The organism is Streptomyces sp. NPDC004752 (assembly GCF_053601275.1).
The window spans coordinates 1-15583 of sequence record NZ_JBSGBN010000056.1 but is presented as its reverse complement, the minus strand read 5'-3'; the positions used below and the strand labels follow the sequence as shown (position 1 = coordinate 15583).

The 15583-nt window shown below is 71.2% G+C and carries 13 protein-coding genes; 3 read left to right on the top strand and 10 right to left on the bottom strand.

Going from position 1 to position 15583, the window contains the following annotated elements; genetic code table 11:
• Positions 1–107: 107 nt before the first annotated feature.
• Positions 108–1136 carry a questin oxidase family protein gene (locus ACWEKM_RS23290; protein ID WP_451623119.1) on the top strand — a complete coding sequence of 343 codons (1029 nt, stop codon included), beginning with the start codon at positions 108–110 and terminating at the stop codon, positions 1134–1136.
• Positions 1137–1189: 53 nt separating this feature from the next.
• On the opposite strand, the gene ACWEKM_RS23285 is transcribed toward ACWEKM_RS23290, so the two are convergent.
• Positions 1190–2431, bottom strand: a complete 1242-nt coding sequence (locus tag ACWEKM_RS23285) for a glycosyltransferase family 4 protein (protein WP_451623118.1) — start codon at positions 2429–2431, stop codon at positions 1190–1192.
• Here ACWEKM_RS23285 and ACWEKM_RS23280 point away from each other — a divergent pair.
• Complete coding sequence (locus tag ACWEKM_RS23280) at positions 2408–2581, top strand: hypothetical protein (RefSeq protein WP_451623117.1); 174 nt, start codon at positions 2408–2410, stop codon at positions 2579–2581. The two genes, ACWEKM_RS23285 and ACWEKM_RS23280, sit on opposite strands and share 24 nt — an antisense overlap.
• Positions 2582–2651: 70 nt before the next feature.
• Here ACWEKM_RS23280 and ACWEKM_RS23275 read toward each other — a convergent pair whose 3' ends face one another.
• The 8 genes from ACWEKM_RS23275 to fmt all read right to left on the bottom strand — a co-directional run bounded on the left by ACWEKM_RS23275 (position 2652) and on the right by fmt (position 11694).
• Positions 2652–4208: a GMC oxidoreductase gene (locus tag ACWEKM_RS23275; protein WP_451623116.1), complete on the bottom strand. Its 1557-nt coding sequence runs from the start codon at positions 4206–4208 to the stop codon at positions 2652–2654.
• Positions 4209–4402: 194 nt separating this feature from the next.
• A complete protein-coding gene (locus ACWEKM_RS23270; protein WP_451623115.1) occupies positions 4403–5779 on the bottom strand; it encodes a hypothetical protein in 1377 nt (458 codons plus the stop codon).
• Between the two features lie 311 nt (positions 5780–6090).
• Positions 6091–6399 carry a barstar family protein gene (locus ACWEKM_RS23265; protein ID WP_451623114.1) on the bottom strand — a complete coding sequence of 103 codons (309 nt, stop codon included), beginning with the start codon at positions 6397–6399 and terminating at the stop codon, positions 6091–6093.
• A complete protein-coding gene (locus ACWEKM_RS23260) occupies positions 6396–6797 on the bottom strand; it encodes a ribonuclease domain-containing protein (RefSeq protein WP_451623113.1) in 402 nt (133 codons plus the stop codon). Before ACWEKM_RS23260 ends, ACWEKM_RS23265 begins: the two co-directional genes overlap by 4 nt.
• 50 nt (positions 6798–6847) lie before the next feature.
• Positions 6848–7885, bottom strand: a complete 1038-nt coding sequence (locus tag ACWEKM_RS23255; protein WP_451623155.1) for a sugar-binding transcriptional regulator — start codon at positions 7883–7885, stop codon at positions 6848–6850.
• Positions 7886–7963: 78 nt separating this feature from the next.
• Positions 7964–8650, bottom strand: coding sequence for a ribulose-phosphate 3-epimerase (rpe, locus tag ACWEKM_RS23250; protein WP_451623112.1), 687 nt, complete (start codon positions 8648–8650; stop codon positions 7964–7966).
• Between the two features lie 614 nt (positions 8651–9264).
• Positions 9265–10683: an RsmB/NOP family class I SAM-dependent RNA methyltransferase gene (locus tag ACWEKM_RS23245; protein WP_451623111.1), complete on the bottom strand. Its 1419-nt coding sequence runs from the start codon at positions 10681–10683 to the stop codon at positions 9265–9267.
• Between the two features lie 78 nt (positions 10684–10761).
• Positions 10762–11694: a methionyl-tRNA formyltransferase gene (fmt, locus tag ACWEKM_RS23240; protein ID WP_451623110.1), complete on the bottom strand. Its 933-nt coding sequence runs from the start codon at positions 11692–11694 to the stop codon at positions 10762–10764.
• Positions 11695–11971: 277 nt separating this feature from the next.
• Between fmt and ACWEKM_RS23235 the strand changes: the two genes are divergently transcribed.
• Positions 11972–12508, top strand: coding sequence for a hypothetical protein (locus ACWEKM_RS23235; protein ID WP_451623109.1), 537 nt, complete (start codon positions 11972–11974; stop codon positions 12506–12508).
• A gap of 785 nt (positions 12509–13293) precedes the next feature.
• Here the strand turns inward: ACWEKM_RS23235 and ACWEKM_RS23230 are convergent.
• Positions 13294–15441 carry a primosomal protein N' gene (locus ACWEKM_RS23230; protein WP_451623108.1) on the bottom strand — a complete coding sequence of 716 codons (2148 nt, stop codon included), beginning with the start codon at positions 15439–15441 and terminating at the stop codon, positions 13294–13296.
• Between the last annotated feature and the right edge of the window lie 142 nt (positions 15442–15583).

Here is a 15583-nt window from a genome sequence, read left to right as displayed (position 1 = left end):
TCCCGCTCGGCCCGTAGCCACGGCTCGGTTACACCGCTTGTGGAGGGGAGCCGCACGACTGATCGCCGGAGGGAATGTGTACGAGCTGAAGGAGCGCCCCGCCGACCATGCCTGACTTCGGAATCCTGGACGACGCTTACGACCGGCTCCATGCGACAGGACCGGAATTCGAGGGCTGGTTGTCCAACCATGGCCCGATGGCCGTCGACGCGATGGCGCGCCTCGGGCACGGGGATCGCGTCTCTTCCTGGCTCGACGGCTATGCGCGCAGGCTTGAGGCGCGTCCCGGTGAGCGATGGCGCATCAACCCGTCGGACTGGCGCGAGTATCTGGGGGATCCGTCCCGGCTGGGAGACTGGATCGCGCTCTTCGAGCAGGCGATGCGCGAGGAGCCCTGGCGGGAGGTGCTCGTACGCTGGTGGCCGCGCCTGGTACCCGGCGCCGTGGCGTCCGCCACCCATGGAATGATCCGCACCGGACATGCGGTCCGTTCCCTGCGCGAAGAGGTCACCCGGCCCCGGCTCGACGAACTCGCCCACGCCCTCGGCTATTGGGCGGCGAGATGGCAGACGGTGCCGTGTCACGGGCCGCTCGGCGGAGCCTCGCGGTGGGAAGAGGCGATGGACGGGCTTCCGCTCCTGGGCGCCTTGGGCGGCATCCGTACAAGGCTCTGGCGACTCGGTCAGGAGGTGTCCTGGCCCGCCGCGGTCGCGCCCCCATCGGTGGAGCAAGTTCCGGACGCGTTGCGTGCGTTGACGGACGCAGCGGTGGTCCGCTACCGGACCTGGGCGTCCGGCAACCCTGTGATGCTCGTTCATGCCGCCACCGCGCCACGCGCCGCCGGACTGGTCCTCCCCGAACTGCCGAAAGACCAGTGGCAGGGGACCCTCAACCACGCGTGGGCCGCTTCGGCCGCCATCTGCACGGTCTTTCGTCCCACACGAACCATGCCCGAGCCTGAACCCGGCCCCGAGGGTGAACTCACCCGGTCGGAGCTGTCGGAGACGGCGGTACGCAACGGCGACGAACATGTGATCAAGTTCGTCGAAGTCGCTCTTGAGTCGGAGGCCCGCGGGGTACCAGGAGCGCTGGAAGCCGGTCGCACGGCGGTGGGCCTCATCAACGCCGCGGGGTAGCCAGGCCGACGGGTCCCATGGTGAGGCCAGGACAGTCATCCGATCGACTCGATTCAGCCCGCCTGGAGCCCGTCCAGTACGGCATCCGCCACGGTGTTGATCTCGGGAACAACTGCCCTCAAGGATTCAACGATCTTTATGGGCCAGGACTCCTTTTTCAGCACACGTTCAGCACCGTGGCGCCGTATCGACTTCTGTTCGATCTCGGGCAACTCCAGCACTCTGTCAATTACCCGAGCAAGGTCCGACGGATCGTTCGGAACGTGCAGAAATCCGTCGACACCGTCGTCGATCTGCTCGGAGAAACCGCCGGAATCCGCCGCAACCAGTATGGCTCCGGTATCCCTGGTCAGAAGCCGGGATTCCATAGGGATCATGCCCCACGGCTCGTTCTGCGCCGACAGGGCGAGGACCCTGGTTCTCTCCCATTGCAGCAGAGCCGCCATCAGTTCACGATCGAAGGAGGTGATCAGGGTGGCGTCGACGTGCAGACGTCCCGCGAGCTCTCGGAGTTCAGGCATTTCCGGATCGCTCATGACAACGGGATGGGCCGCGCTGCGGAGTTCGGCGCAAGCCCGGATCAGCATGTCATGACGCTTGTACGGTACGCCGCGCCCGAATGTCACGAGCAAGTCCTGGTCGACCGGGACGCCGTGCCGAGCGAGCATCCTGGAGATCTCGGTACGCGAGCGCTGCCGGTACCAGCGATCACTGATGTCCACTCCGTTTCCGGTGGGCACGAAGGTTTCCGCGTTCGCGCCGTAGTCCCGGATGAGATGGTCGGTCATATGCCTGCTGATGGCACCGAGCCGCACTCGGGGAGTGACCTTCGCCCAGTGCACCGGCAGTGACTCCGCCATCAGCCGATCGGGATTCGGCAGGGGCATCTCATGCGCGTAGGCGGTCGCATGGGACACATAGACCGCGGTGAGATCGACTCCGGCGGCCTCACTCTGGAGTGAGGCATGGAGAGGAGCGAAGGCGAACACGGGTTCATGACAGTAGGCGACCAGGAGATCGCACCGGGCGGCGAGGTCGATCAACCGGCCTGCCAGTGCCGCCGACGCGATCTGCCAGTTCCTCGACTCTCCGAGTCCCGCGTCTCCCCAGATCGAGTCGGCCGCCAGTCCGGTGGTTCCGCTGGGAACGACGGAGAACGTTCCCCCGGCGCTCCTGATGAGTTCCCGGTAGTGCGCGAACGCTTCCTCGTCGTAGTGCGGATGTGCCGGCAGATAGGCGATCTCGATGAAATGCGGGACGATTTCAATGTCGTGGCGGCGGAGTTCCTGCTGCACCCTCGGCAGGGCGACCACCTGCCCGCGTATCGCGGTCCCGACTCCGCCGACGAAGACCTGTATGCCCTCGAACGCTGCGTGTACGACGCCCACCCGCAACCGTCCGTCCGGATCCTTTCGCATCGTCCGCTGCGGATCCGCATGCCCTGAAGAACTCACCGCTCCCCCCGCCTGATTCTTGAAAACTTCAGCACCTGGAAAAAGGAACGTTCATGAACATTCATTCCGCGAGGATCGCGGCCAGCCGCCTGGACAGGGCCAGAGTCGTCAGTGACGGGTTGGCGGATCCCTGCCGCGGGAAGATGGCGGGACCCACCGCGAAGAGGCCGGGCAGTCCGATGAACTCCTGCCTCTCGTCGAGCACATCACCGATCGCGAGCGTCCCGCCTTCGTGTTCCTCACTCCCCAGCGGGCTCGACCACGTCACCGGCCGGTCCTGGGGCACACCACTGTGCGCGTTCCTCAGCGCATCACGTACCGACCCCAGCGTCCGGCCGGGGTTGAGGAAGCTGGATTCGAACTCCAACGGGGCAGGCTTCAGACCGAATTCGGAACACCATTCGGACCAGAACTGCTGGAGTTCGCCCCGCTGAGCTTCAACAGTCAGGGCGTCCTCCGCGTCCAGCCCGGTCGAAATGGTCACGGGCCAGGGCCACGCGTCGCCGGGGGTGCAGGAAACCACGCCTTGAGCGGAGCGGATCTGTTCGCCCGTGACCCATGCCTCCAGCCGTACATCTCCCTCTGCGGTGGCATCGAGTTGGACGAACAGGTTGGAGCGCGACGGTCCACTTCTCGGCATGAAGGCAAAGACACCTTTCTGGGCTCGGTGGAGCAGCCACTGCGGCACGCTGTCGGCTTGGAGGGTGACGTTGAACCCCTGCACGATGTGGTCGACAAGCCCGGTCAGGCGACTCTGTGGCAGTTTTCCGGCCTGGTGAAGTGCCTGAACGGCTATGCGCGTGCTCTCCACGGTCCCCGCGGCAAGCACCACTTTCCGTGCGGTGATCCTTTTCTGTTCACCGCTGACCCGGTGCCGCACGGCAACACCTCGTGCCGTGCCCCCGGACACCAGCACGGCTACGGTTTCCACGTCCGGGGCGATACGAACAAAACCGGTACGCGCCGTTTCCGCGCTCTCCTTCGCGGCGTCCGCTTCCAGCCAGTGCGACAGAGGAGAGTACGCCTCCCAGCGTGCTGCTCCGACGCCTGCCTGGCGGACTGCCCGTGGCGGTTCGACAAGCTGGAAGCGTCCGATGTTCACGCTCTCTGCAACCGGAGCAGGCCGCTTCGCTCGCTCGCTCCAATCCTTCAGATCCGATCGCACACGGTCGTAGAGCGAAGGGCCGCTCTGCCACGAGTGCGTGAGGTCCTTCACCACTGTCTTGGGCCAGGCGGCATCGGTCAGCGCCCAGTCCTCCACCGGCAGCAGCACACCGTGCCAGTACAGGGAGCGCCCCCCGAGCCGGCGGCGGATCCCGGACCCCTGGGAGAAATGAGGTGCGGTAGCCGAATCCCACAACCGGACGAAGTATTCGTCGGCCGTTTCATCGGTCCACATGCGGTCGGCCGAGGCGGCGTCGTTCGCGGCATACACATGCCGGAGATCGCTGTGCGCACCGGCCTCGGCGACCAGCACATCGTCCGCGTCGGCAAGTTCAAGGTGTTTCGCCAGTTCCAGACCCGCGAGACCCCCGCCGACGATGAGCACGTCCGCATGGTCGGGCAATTCGTCCCAGGTCCGGATCAGATCCGAGTCCCGAGGTGCTTTCTGCGGCATGTCGTAACCTTCCGTCGAAGAGCCGTGGAGAGTCCATGTCGGCCTGTACGCCCGCACCGTGTGAGCTGTTTGCCGTGCTTTCGGCATCGGCGCGATGCCGCTGCCTGTGGCATCGATTCGCCGAGGAATCTTCGAGTTGTACGCAGAACACGTCGAGTTCCGCCTTGGACCCTTTTGACGGCTCACAGTGGACTTCAATGCGGCGCTACGGTATGGGCGATCTCCCTCAGAAGCTGCCTCCATGGATCTGGATCGAATGAGCGCAGGACCTGTTCCTTGTCCCGCCGCAGAATCTCCCGCACCAGAGGATCACCCTCGGCATTACGAACCATCAGATCCACCAGACCTTCGGCCGGGATTGCCAACTCCTCGGCGTCCGTGATCCTGACACAGCCGCTCCGGGCTCCGTAGATGTCCTCGAAGCACGCGTAGTCGGTGACGGCACAAGGGACTTCCGAAATGGCCGCGAGGGCGGGCCCGAGACCTACACTCTCGACATCAGCCGTGTTCGGGGTGAAGAGCACGGCTCCCCCACCGGCCCGGCACAGCCGCAGCAGATCGACCTCGTCGAGGTGCCATCGGAGCCCGGCATCGCGATGACTCGACAGAGGTACCCCGTCCAGAAAGACGACATCGTCCTGCACGTTCATGTGCCGAGCGACAGCAACCACCTTCTCCGCATACGGTGGATCCTCGTCCAGGCTGCCGAAGACGAGCAGATGCGGAACGGGCAGACTCCGCGTCTCGCAGATCCTCTTGATCTCCGCGAACACCCGGACGGATATCTCGACGCCTTTTACCTGAAAGACGCGCACGGGAACGAGTAACAGCGGTCTGTTCGAGGACAGGCCGCGTTGTTCACGGAAGGCTTCATGCCTTCTTTCCAGCTCCCAGGATCCCAACGTCGGAAGCACGTTCGGCACTGTCGTGGCACTGAGCTCGGTCGGATACTTGGCGGCTTCCGACGCCAGCCCCGGTGACACGACCGCCCATCGGTGGCGAGGGCCGGATCCAGGAAGCGGGGTGAACTGATTCGGGCCTGGCGGGTAGACGCGGGCACCCTCTTCGAAGACCGAATAGCTGGCGAAGAGATCGTGGTCCCAGAAGAGCACGCCGCCCGAGGCACCGGCCGGCCACCGCCGCGCCGCCGCCCTGTGCAGAGCCAGCGTCACCGGAACGGCGTCGGAGAGCGTCATGTTGACGGCGCAGACCCAGTCGACGTCATGCTCCTCGAACCACTCGGTGAAGTAGTCCTCGTAGGGCTTGGCGATCGACTCCACGAGGCGCCAGAGATCCGCGGTTTCGCTGTCGTCCAGGCTGTCCGCGCGGGCCACGGCACTGCGTATCGTGGCGAGCGCGTGTTCAAGTTCATCCCTTGCCAAGCCCAGGGGAACGGCAGTACTGACGGACATCCATTCGGGATACCCGCCGTCCTCACATCCCCGAGGGAAAAAGTTCTTCTTGTCAGGACGCCAGGAGAAACCGAGGTCCGCGACGACCGGAATTTCCAGAGTATCGTTCGGAAGTTCTGCCTCAACCACGTTCCTGAAGATCGTGAGCAGGCCGCTCACCGGGAGCCCATCCCCTGAAATCAGAGCCAATTTCACTGGAACCCTCATTCCTGCCGAAGTCGACGGCGTAACTGGATAAGTCATGATCATGACAAAATTCAGCCATCGCCACTGTCTTAAAAGAGACGTTTCCTGCGAAAGTCCATGCAAATAGCGTGGCTTCCACGCCGTACGACTGGTCGCCCTGCCCGTGTTCCACTGCCCACGAGCAAAGGTTCGAAACCAGAGGCACTTTCCACTCGGCGGCGGATTCGGAGGACCCGTCGGAGACGGGCGGGGCGCCGGTGCCGGCGGCCGGGACCGGACCGGCGTCAGCCCAGGGCGAGGGCGACGGTCAGCCGCGGTTCACGCTCGGACGCCTCGGTGAACACCTCCTGGGCGACCGTCCACTCCTCGGGCCGTTCCCGGGCGTACTCCCGCCAGCCGGTGACGACGACGAACAGCGCACGGCCCGCCGTCGGCGGCGGCCACACGGACGGGTCGGCGAGGCTGTCGGCGAGGGCGTCCCAGTTGCGGCCGAACCAGTCGGGCAGGCCCAGCGCATGCGCGCACCGGTCCATCAGGCCGGCCTTGTCGACGACGCCACCGAGGTCGAGCGACACGACGTACGGAGTCGTCATCTCAGCACCGCCCGGAACGATTCGTAGTGATCACCGGTGTAGTAGACCTCTCCGCGCTGTCCCGTGACAATGCGCCGGGCGCCGCGGTCGTGCGCCCCCGGGGTCCGCACGGTGTACTCGTGGTAGTAGCCGCGCGCGTGCCGGGGCAGCCGTCCCTCGAAGTTGCCGAAGACGACGCCGTCCCTGGCGTAGGGGAAGGGGCCGCCGCGGTCGATGAGGGCAAGGGTCTGCCGGGCCTCGGCCGGCAGCCGGGACTCCGCGACGGTGGGCAGGCCGGCCGCCCAGGGCGGCGCTGAGGCGTCCGCGGCCCCGGTGCGGGCCGAGGAGCAGCCCGCGACCAGGACGGCGAGGCAGAGCAGGAGCGCCGAAAGCGCACGGGGGACGAACCGCGGCAGCATGCGTCGATGCTGTCACGGCCGTCCCCGCATCGGTCCGCTGCCGGGGCCGGTCAGGGTCCGTCGGGGTCCGCCCGGTTCAGGGCGGGCCGCGGTGTGGGGCCCGCGGCCATCAGGTAGTCCGCGGCCGAGGTGTCCGTCACCAGGCTGGTGACGAGGCCGGAGCGCAGCACCGCGTCGATCGCCGCCGCCTTGCGCTGTCCGCCCGCGATCGCGACGACCTCGGGGACCCGGCGGAGCTGGTCGGCCTTGACCGTGATGCACCGCTCCCCCAGGTCCCGCCCGACCCGGCGGCCCTCCGCGTCGAAGAGGTGCGCGGACATCTCGGCGGCGACCCCGAGCGAGGCGTAGTGCCCGCGCTCCTCGTCGCTGAGCATGTCGTGCACCGTCGAGATGCCCGGCTCCCAGGAGCCGATCGAGACACAGGCGACCGTGACCTTGTCGAAGTACTCGAAGGCCCGGGCGATCCCTGTCTGGTTGCGCAGCGCCGCCGCGGTGGCCGCGTCCGGCAGCAGCATCGGCGCGTAGATGGGGTGCGCGTCGCCGCCGGACACCTGGGCGGCGCGGCGGACGGCCTCGACCGAGCCGCGTTCGGCGGTCCCGGCGTCGTACACGCCCGTCAGCTGGACCACCGTGCACGGCGGCAGCCGGTCGAGGGCGGCGGCCATGTGGATGGTGGACCGGCCCCAGGCCAGACCCAGGACGTCCCCCTCGTTGACCAGCTCGCCGAGCAGGTCGGCCGCGACCTCGCCGAGGTTCTCCGGATCCGGGGTCTCCTCGGCCTCGGCCGGGGACTCGACCACGACGGCGTGCCTGAGACCGTAGCGGGCGCGGAGCGCGTCGGAGCGCTGGGCGTCCAACTCGGCCGGCACACGGATCTCGATGCGCACGAGATCCCGTTCCAGGGCCGTCTCCAGGACCCGGGCCACCTTGAAGCGGCTGACGCCGAACTCCTCCGCGATCTGGATCTTGGACTTGCCCTCAAGGTAGAAGCGGCGGGCCATGGCCGCCGCCTGCACCAGCTCAGCGGGTCCCATCCGCATGCGGCCCGCCGTCATACCCGACACGGCGCTCTCCTCACTGCTGTGCACATTCTGCATTCGCCGTTCATCCTTGCAGATCCGGCGGGGTTGATCAGCCCGGACGGCCGCCGTTCACGTACCTGTGGCTCAGTGGTCGCATGCCCAGGACGCCTTCGCGGTGGCCGTCTGCGCCTGGGTGCGCAGTGCGTGCACCGCCGCTGCCGGGTCCTGCGCCCCGTAGACGGCCGAACCGGCGACGAAGACATCGGCTCCCGCGTCCGCGCACCGTTCGATCGTGGACGCCGACACGCCCCCGTCCACCTGGAGCCACAGTTCGAGGCCATGCTTGGCGATCAGCTCACGGGTGCGGCGGATCTTCGGGAGCATGATGTCGAGGAACGCCTGGCCGCCGAAGCCCGGCTCGACGGTCATGATCAGCAGCATGTCGAGTTCGGGGAGCAGGTCCTCGTACGGCTCGATGGGCGTCGCGGGCTTGAGCGCCATGGAGGCGCGGGCGCCCTTGGCGCGGATCTCGCGGGCGAGCCGCACGGGCGCGGCGGCCGCCTCGACATGGAAGGTGACCGAGGAGGCGCCCGCCTCGACGTACTGAGGGGCCCAGCGATCGGCGTCCTCGATCATCAGATGGCAGTCGAGCGGTGTGTCCGTGGCCCGGGCCAGGGACTCCACGACCGGCACGCCGAGCGTGAGGTTCGGGACGAAGTGGTTGTCCATGACGTCGACGTGGAGCCAGTCGGCCCCCTCGACCGCCTTCGCCTCGTCCGCGAGGCGGGCGAAGTCGGCGGACAGGATGCTGGGGTTGATCTGCACGGCCATGCCCCAAGCCTGCCACGTCCGCCCCGCATCGCTCCCGCCGGGAGTCCGCTGGCGGCGGCGGATCCGGTGCGACGGCCAAGGGGCCACGGTTCGACGGCCAAGGAGCCACGCGGTGCGGCCCGTCAGCTGCACCTCAGCACCGGCGGCACGGGGGCGCATGGCCACGGCCATCAGCGGTCCGATGGCCCGGGGCCCGGGGCCCGGCACCGACATCCGGGCGCCGGGTCGTGGCGTGACGCCCTGGACCGCGCGCGGCGCGTCGCCGCCCAGTTCGACCGGTGCTCCGAGCATCGGGGCGATGGAGTCGGGCGGCGCGTGCGGCGATGACGCCGACACCGCGGACGGCTCGGCGAGCGCTCCGGGGCCGAGTGCCCCGATCCCGCCCGGGCTCCGGGGCTCCAGGGCTCCGAGGCTCCGAGGCTCCGGGCAACTCGGCCCGAGAGTCAGGGGGGTGCGTCGGCCCACCCGGCCGCAGAGCCCCGGACGCCGCGCGGCCCGATGCCGACAGCCGTGAGGTCCGGCCGGTGCGGCCCGACCGCCGGAAGGTCCGGCCGGTGCGCCCCGGCCGCCGGGAGGCCACGGCGGCCCGTCCGCTCGGCCATCGCGAGGCCGGGTCAGGCGGTTCGGCGGATCAGCGCCAGGTACATCGCGTCGGTGCCGTGCAGATGCGGCCACAGCTGGATGTCGGGGCCCTCGCCGAGCGCGGGCACCCCCGGCAGCAGCGGGCGGGCGTCGACGAGTTCGGTGTGCGGGCGCTGCTTGCGCACGTCATCGACGACTGCGCGGGTCTCGGCAAGGTGCGGCGAGCAGGTGGCGTAGCCGACGACGCCGCCGACCCGCACCGAGTCCAGCGCGGTGCGCAGCAGGGCCCGCTGCAGCGGCGCGAAGCCCTCCAGGTCCTCCGGGCGTCGCCGCCAACGGGCCTCGGGCCGCCTGCGCAGGGCGCCGAGACCGGTGCACGGCACGTCCACCAGCACCCGGTCGAAGGTGCCGGGCCGCCACGGCGGCCGGGTGCCATCGGCGGCGACGACCTGGTACGGCCCCGGATTGCCGTGCAGCGCCCTGGCCACCAGACCGGCGCGGTGCGGCTGCTTCTCGGCGGCGAGCAGAACGGCCCCGCGTTCGGCGGCCAGCGCCGCGAGCAGCGCGGCCTTGCCGCCCGGCCCGGCGCACCCGTCGAGCCACTTCTCGTCCGGCCCGTCCAGGGGGGCGCCGGCCAGGGCGAGGGCGACCAGTTGGCTGCCCTCGTCCTGCACACCGGCCCGGCCCTCCCGCACCGCGTCGATGGCGCCGGGCTCCCCGCCCTCGGTGAGCCGCACCGCGTACGGCGACCAGCGTCCCGGCACGGCGGCGTCCTCGCGGAGCAGCTCCCGGGTGTCGGCCCGACCCGGCCGGGCGACGAGGGTCACCTCGGGGCGTTCGTTGTCGGCCTCCAGCAGATCCTCGATCCCGGCCCGCCCGCCGCCCAGCGAGTCCCACAGCGCGGAGACGACCCAGCGGGGGTGCGAGTGCACGACCGCGAGATGGTCCTCGGGGTCCTCGTCGTAGGGCGGTGCCACCTTGGCCAGCCAGCCGTCGAGGTCGTCCTGCGTGACCTTCCGCAGCACCGCGTTGACGAACTTGGCCCGCCCGTCGCCGAGGACGACCCGGGCCAGCTCGACGGAGGCGGACACGGCGGCGTGCGTCGGGATCCGGGTACCGAGGAGCTGGTGCACGCCGAGGCTGAGCACGTCGAGGACCGGCGGGTCGACCTCGCGCAGCGGCCGGTCGACACAGGCCGCGACGATCGCGTCATACGTGCCCTGGCGGCGCAGCGTCCCGTACACCAGCTCGGTGGCGAGTGCGGCGTCCCGGGCGTCGAAGTCGCCCTTCTCCCGCGCCTTGCGCAGCAGCGGCGGCAGCACGAGGTTGGCGTACGCGTCCCGCTCGTCCACGGCCCGCAGGGCGTCGAAGGCGAGGATGCGGACGGGGTCCTTGTGGGGACGGCGGTAGGGCTTGCCGGGCTTGCGGGGCCGGCGGGACTGCTCGCTCACGAAGAAGGTGCTCCGGTGGTGGAAGGGGTGCGCGTCCCAGCGTACGTCGCAGGGACGCCGCCGGCGCCGGTCGGGGTGTCAGCCGCCCAGCGTCTCCCCGTCCGCGATCCGCACGCCGCGCGCCCAATCCGCGGCCCGCATCGGCTTCTTGCCCTGGGCCTGCACCCACAGCAGCTCGACGGCGTACGAGCCGGTGCCCACATGGACGCTGTTCTTGCCGACCGCCGGCCGCCCCGGGGCGAGGTCCGTGCGCTCGGGCACGGGGGCGACCTGGACCAGCTTGAGCCGCTCGCCGCGGAAGGTGGTCCAGGCGCCCGGTGCCGGGGTGCAGCCGCGTACCACCCGGTCGACGCGCAGCGCCGGGGCGTGCCAGTCGACCCGGGCGTCCTCGACAGTGATCTTCGGCGCGACGGTGATGCCGTCCGCCGGCTGCGGTACGGCCTTCAGGCTGCCGTCCTCGATGCCGTCCATGGTCGCGGCGAGCAGCCCGGCACCGGCGAAGGCGAGCCGGGTGAGCAGATCGCCGCTGGTGTCGGTGGGCCGGATCTCCTCCGTGACGGTCCCGTAGACGGGGCCCGAGTCGAGCCCCTCCTCGATCAGGAAGGTCGAGGCGCCGGTGATCTCGTCCCCCGCCATGAGAGCGTGCTGCACGGGCGCCGCGCCGCGCCAGGCGGGCAGCAGCGAGAAGTGCAGGTTGACCCAGCCCTGGGCGGGGATGTCCAGGGCCGCGCGCGGCAGCAGCGCCCCGTAGGCGACGACGGGGCAGCAGTCGGGGGCGATCTCCCTGAGCCGTTGCAGGAACTCGGGATCGCGCGGCTTCGCCGGCTTCAGCACCTCGATCCCGGTCTCCTCCGCCCGCTCGGCCACGGGGGACGCGACCAGCCGGCGCCCGCGCCCGGCCGGTGCGTCGGGCCGCGTGACGACGGCGGCCACCTCGTGCCGCCCGGAGGCGATGAGAGCGTCCAGGGCGGGAACGGCGACCTCGGGGGTACCGGCGAAGACGAGCTTCATGGGCGAGTGGGGGCCTCTCGGGCGGGGGTGGACGGGCAGCGCATCAGTCTATGCCGACGGCCCCACGCACGGCCGGGCGCCCGCGGACGCAGGCGCGGCTTCCGGGCCGGTACCACGACCGGGTGGTGTACGGGCCGGCCGACGGCGTACGCATATGCCCACACGCCCCCACAGCGTGACCAAGCCGCGGGCAGACGCGTTGGTCAAGAAAAAGTTGACCACAACGGGCCGCCATCGCGGCCCGATTCCTTTCAACGCCGGTTCGAGAGGCTTGTTCATGGCCGACCACGCAACCCACGACGCCCAGGCCCGGGCCAGCCTGCACTTGTTGGTGCGGGACATCGAGCGGGTCCGCCGACAGGTGGACGCACTGCGTACGCTCACCGCCCAGTTGGGCAACGTCTACCGCCCGCGCCGCTCCGGCCCCTCCACGGGCTTCGTCGTCTACGGACGTGCCCCCGCCCCGACCGTCCGTCTCGCCCAGGAACTCCGGGACAGTGTCGAAACCCTGGTCACGGCCGCCGTGGACTTCGACCGCTCGCTCGGCTTCTCGTGGGACGCGGTGGGCTCGGCCCTCGGCGTCACCAAGCAGGCGGTGCACCGCCGTTACGGCGCCCGCCGCGCCGCGGCCCAGGCAGCGGCGGAGGCCGAGCGCACGCCGGAGCCCACGGGCAGCACGGTGAACGTGAACACCGGCCTGCCCACGGTGCCGACCGTCCCCGCGGCCCGCTCGATGCCGACCCAGCCGACCGCGGGCAGCCCCACGCTCCACGAGGCCCGCCCCACGCCGTTCCCGGGCCCCCGCAACGGCTGACCCACAGTCACCCGCCCTCCCGGCCCACGCCTCGGGAGGGCGACTGCACGTCCGGCGAAGCCCCGCACTCACCCGGCGCCCCGCGGTCGGCGGCCGTACGCCGACGCCCTCGCCGTCGGCACGACGTACGAGGCCGCACGATAATCCGTCAGTGATCCACCCGAAACGGACCCACCGCACCCCGGCCCACCCAGCACACAACCACCCGCCACCGTCATCGAACCACCGCACACCAACCGGCCCACCGTCGGCCCCCGTCGCCCGACCACCACACCGACCGGCCCGCACCGGCCCGCCCACCGCTGACGCCCGTCAGCAGGCCGCCCCGATCGACCACCCGCGGCAGAACCCCCGCAACGGTTCAACCACCGCCCGGCCGCCTCCCCACACCTGGCCCCCGGTCCCGGCCCCGATCACCTGAAGCGCGGCCAGCCGCCATTGCCCGATCACCTCCACCTGGACGCCGGACCGCCTGTCGCCGACCACCACACCGACCGGCCCGCCCACCGCTGACGCCCGTCAGCAGGCCGCCCCGATCGACCACCCGCGGCAGAACCCCCGCGACAGTTCAACCGCTGTCCAGCCACTCCGGCCGTCTCCCCACGCCTGGCCCTCGACCCGCGGCCCCGCCCTTCCCCGCGCAGGGCCCCCGGCCCCCAATCACCTCAAGCGGCCGATCAAGGCACAATCACCAGCCACCCGGACGCCGAACCGCCCGTTCGCCCGGGTTCCGGCCGACCCCCCGACCCAGCCCGCCCGACCCAGCCCGGCCGGGCGAGGCCCCGTCAGCCGATGTCCGGTGGGTCGATCCGTACCCGTACCGGCTCGCCGCCGCCCCGTACCATCCGTGCGGCCTGGGCCGTCTTCAGCGCATGCGCGAGTACGGACCCGCTGCCGGGCGGTACCCGGACCAGCGCCCGCTCCCACTGCTCCCCGGGCGGCGGCCCCCCGGTACGCCGTGGTCTCCCGGCAGGCACAACCGGCACCGGTACGGGTCCCAACACCTCACCGTCCGGCGGGAGTTCGACCGTCGCCAGGAACCCGGCCACGGCCTGGACCGGGCCCGACACGGCCGCCATCCGGGACACCGGCGGGAACCCCAGCTCGGCCCGCTCGGCCAACTCCCGCACCGCGTGTCCCACCGGATCCCACCGCACCAAAGCCTGGACCGGTCGCAGCGTCGGCTCGGCGACGACCACCACCGTGCCCCCGTCCTGCTGCGGCCGTACCAACGCCGCGGCCCCGAGCCAGCGGCGCAGCGCGTCCTCACCGGCTCGCAGGTCCGGCCGGCCGAGCATGGCCCAGCCGTCGAGCAGCAGCGCCGCCGCATAGCCGCCCTCGGCGACCGGCTCGGCCCCCGGCGTGCTCACCACCAGCGCGGGTGCCCCCGGCACCGTGTCCAGCACCTGCTCGCGCCCCGAGGTCCGCACCGGCACCGCAGGGAAGGCCCGCCCCAGTTCCTCGGCGGTCCGCCGCGCCCCCACGACCTGCGCGCGCAGCCGGAACGAGCCGCACTCCGGGCAGTGCCAGGCGCCCTCCTCACGACCGCACCAGCCGCAGCACAACGCCCCCGAGTCCCGTGCCTCCAACGGCCCGGAACAGTGCCGGCACCGGGCGGGCGCCCGGCACGTCGCGCAGGCCAGGCGCGGCACGTATCCGCGCCGGGGCACCTGCACCAGCACCGGCCCGTGCCGCAGCCCGTCCCGGACCACCTGCCAGGCGAGCGTCGGCAACCGGGCGGCGCGGGCGGCCTCGTCCCGCGCCAGGTCGCCGTCCCCCACGGTCCGCACCAGCGCGGCGGCCCCGCGCACCTGCTCCCGGCTCGCGGCGAGGGGCCGCGCCCAGCCGCTCTCCACCAGCTGCGCCGCCTCCACGGTGCAGCTCCAACTCCCCAGCAGGAAAGCGCACTTGTCCAGGGCGGCGCGCAGCAGGAGGACATCCCGGGCATGCGGCTGCGGGGCGTGCGGCTCGCTGTGGCTGTCGTCCCCGTCGTCCCAGATGGCAAGGAGCCCCAGGTTCCGCACCGGCGCGAACATGGCGGCCCGCGTCCCGACGACGGCGCGTACGGCCCCCCGGCGCACGGCGAGCCACTGCCCGTACCGCTTCTCGGGCCCGGCGTCCGCAGTGAGCAGCGCATGCCGTCCCTGGCCGAGCTGCGCGGTGAGCGCGGCATCGACCCGAGCGGCGGCCCGGCCGTCCGGTACGACGACGAGCGCGCCGCGCCCCGAGGCGAGCGTGGCGGCGACGGCCAGGGCCAGTTCCTCGCTCCACCGCGGGCCCGGCAGCGCGTTCCACACGGCCCGCGGTGAGCCCCCCGAGGCCAGCGACTCGATGAAGGCCGCCCCCCGCTCGTACCGGACCCATGGCCCGGGCTCGGGCGGCACCGGCGGCGGCAGCGGTGCGGGCGAGGCCCGCCGCTCGGCCCGCGCGCTGCGCGGCGGAACGGCCAGTTGCAGCACATCGGCGAGGCTGCCCGCGTACCGGTCGGCGACCGCCCGCGTGAGCCCCAGCAGCTCCTCGCTCAGCACCGGCTCGGGGGACACCACCTGGGCCAGTGCGGCCAGCGGCCCGGAGTAGTCGGACTCGGCCCGCCGCTCGACAAGGAACCCGTCGATGAGGCCCCCGCCCTCCCGGCGTCCCTCCCGCACCCGGTGCCGGCCGGCCCCGAACCGCACTCGCACCCGCACCCCGGGCTGTGCCTGCTCGTCCAGTTCCGCGGGCACGGCGTAGTCGAAGTACCGGTCGAGATGGAGCACGCCCTTGTCGACCAGCACGCGCGCGACGGGCAGTTCCTTGGCCAGCGCGGCCCCCCGCCAGGTCCGCGGCTTGGCCCGCGGCGCCTTCGCACCGCGCACGCTGTCCCGAATGAGCGCGAGCTGCTCCGGCGGCGCCTGTTCGGCCCCACCGCCGCCCTGCCCGTTCTCGCTGCTCACGCTTGCATTCTTACCAAACCCCACCGACAACCGACGCCTGCCCGCCGCACCGGTCCGGCCCACGGGCCCGTGCGTGCGGCGCGCCGCATGACCCGGAGCGACCCGAGGCCCGGTTCCCCGGGGGGAACCGGGCCTCGGTGTC

Coding starts and splice junctions, on each gene's coding strand:
- ACWEKM_RS23290 (WP_451623119.1), top strand. CDS start 108: ATGCCTGACTTCGGAATCCTGGACGACGCTTACGACCGGCTCCATGCG.
- ACWEKM_RS23275 (WP_451623116.1), bottom strand. CDS start 4,208: ATGCCGCAGAAAGCACCTCGGGACTCGGATCTGATCCGGACCTGGGAC.
- ACWEKM_RS23265 (WP_451623114.1), bottom strand. CDS start 6,399: ATGACGACTCCGTACGTCGTGTCGCTCGACCTCGGTGGCGTCGTCGAC.
- ACWEKM_RS23260 (WP_451623113.1), bottom strand. CDS start 6,797: ATGCTGCCGCGGTTCGTCCCCCGTGCGCTTTCGGCGCTCCTGCTCTGC.
- rpe (WP_451623112.1), bottom strand. CDS start 8,650: ATGGCCGTGCAGATCAACCCCAGCATCCTGTCCGCCGACTTCGCCCGC.
- fmt (WP_451623110.1), bottom strand. CDS start 11,694: ATGAAGCTCGTCTTCGCCGGTACCCCCGAGGTCGCCGTTCCCGCCCTG.
- ACWEKM_RS23235 (WP_451623109.1), top strand. CDS start 11,972: ATGGCCGACCACGCAACCCACGACGCCCAGGCCCGGGCCAGCCTGCAC.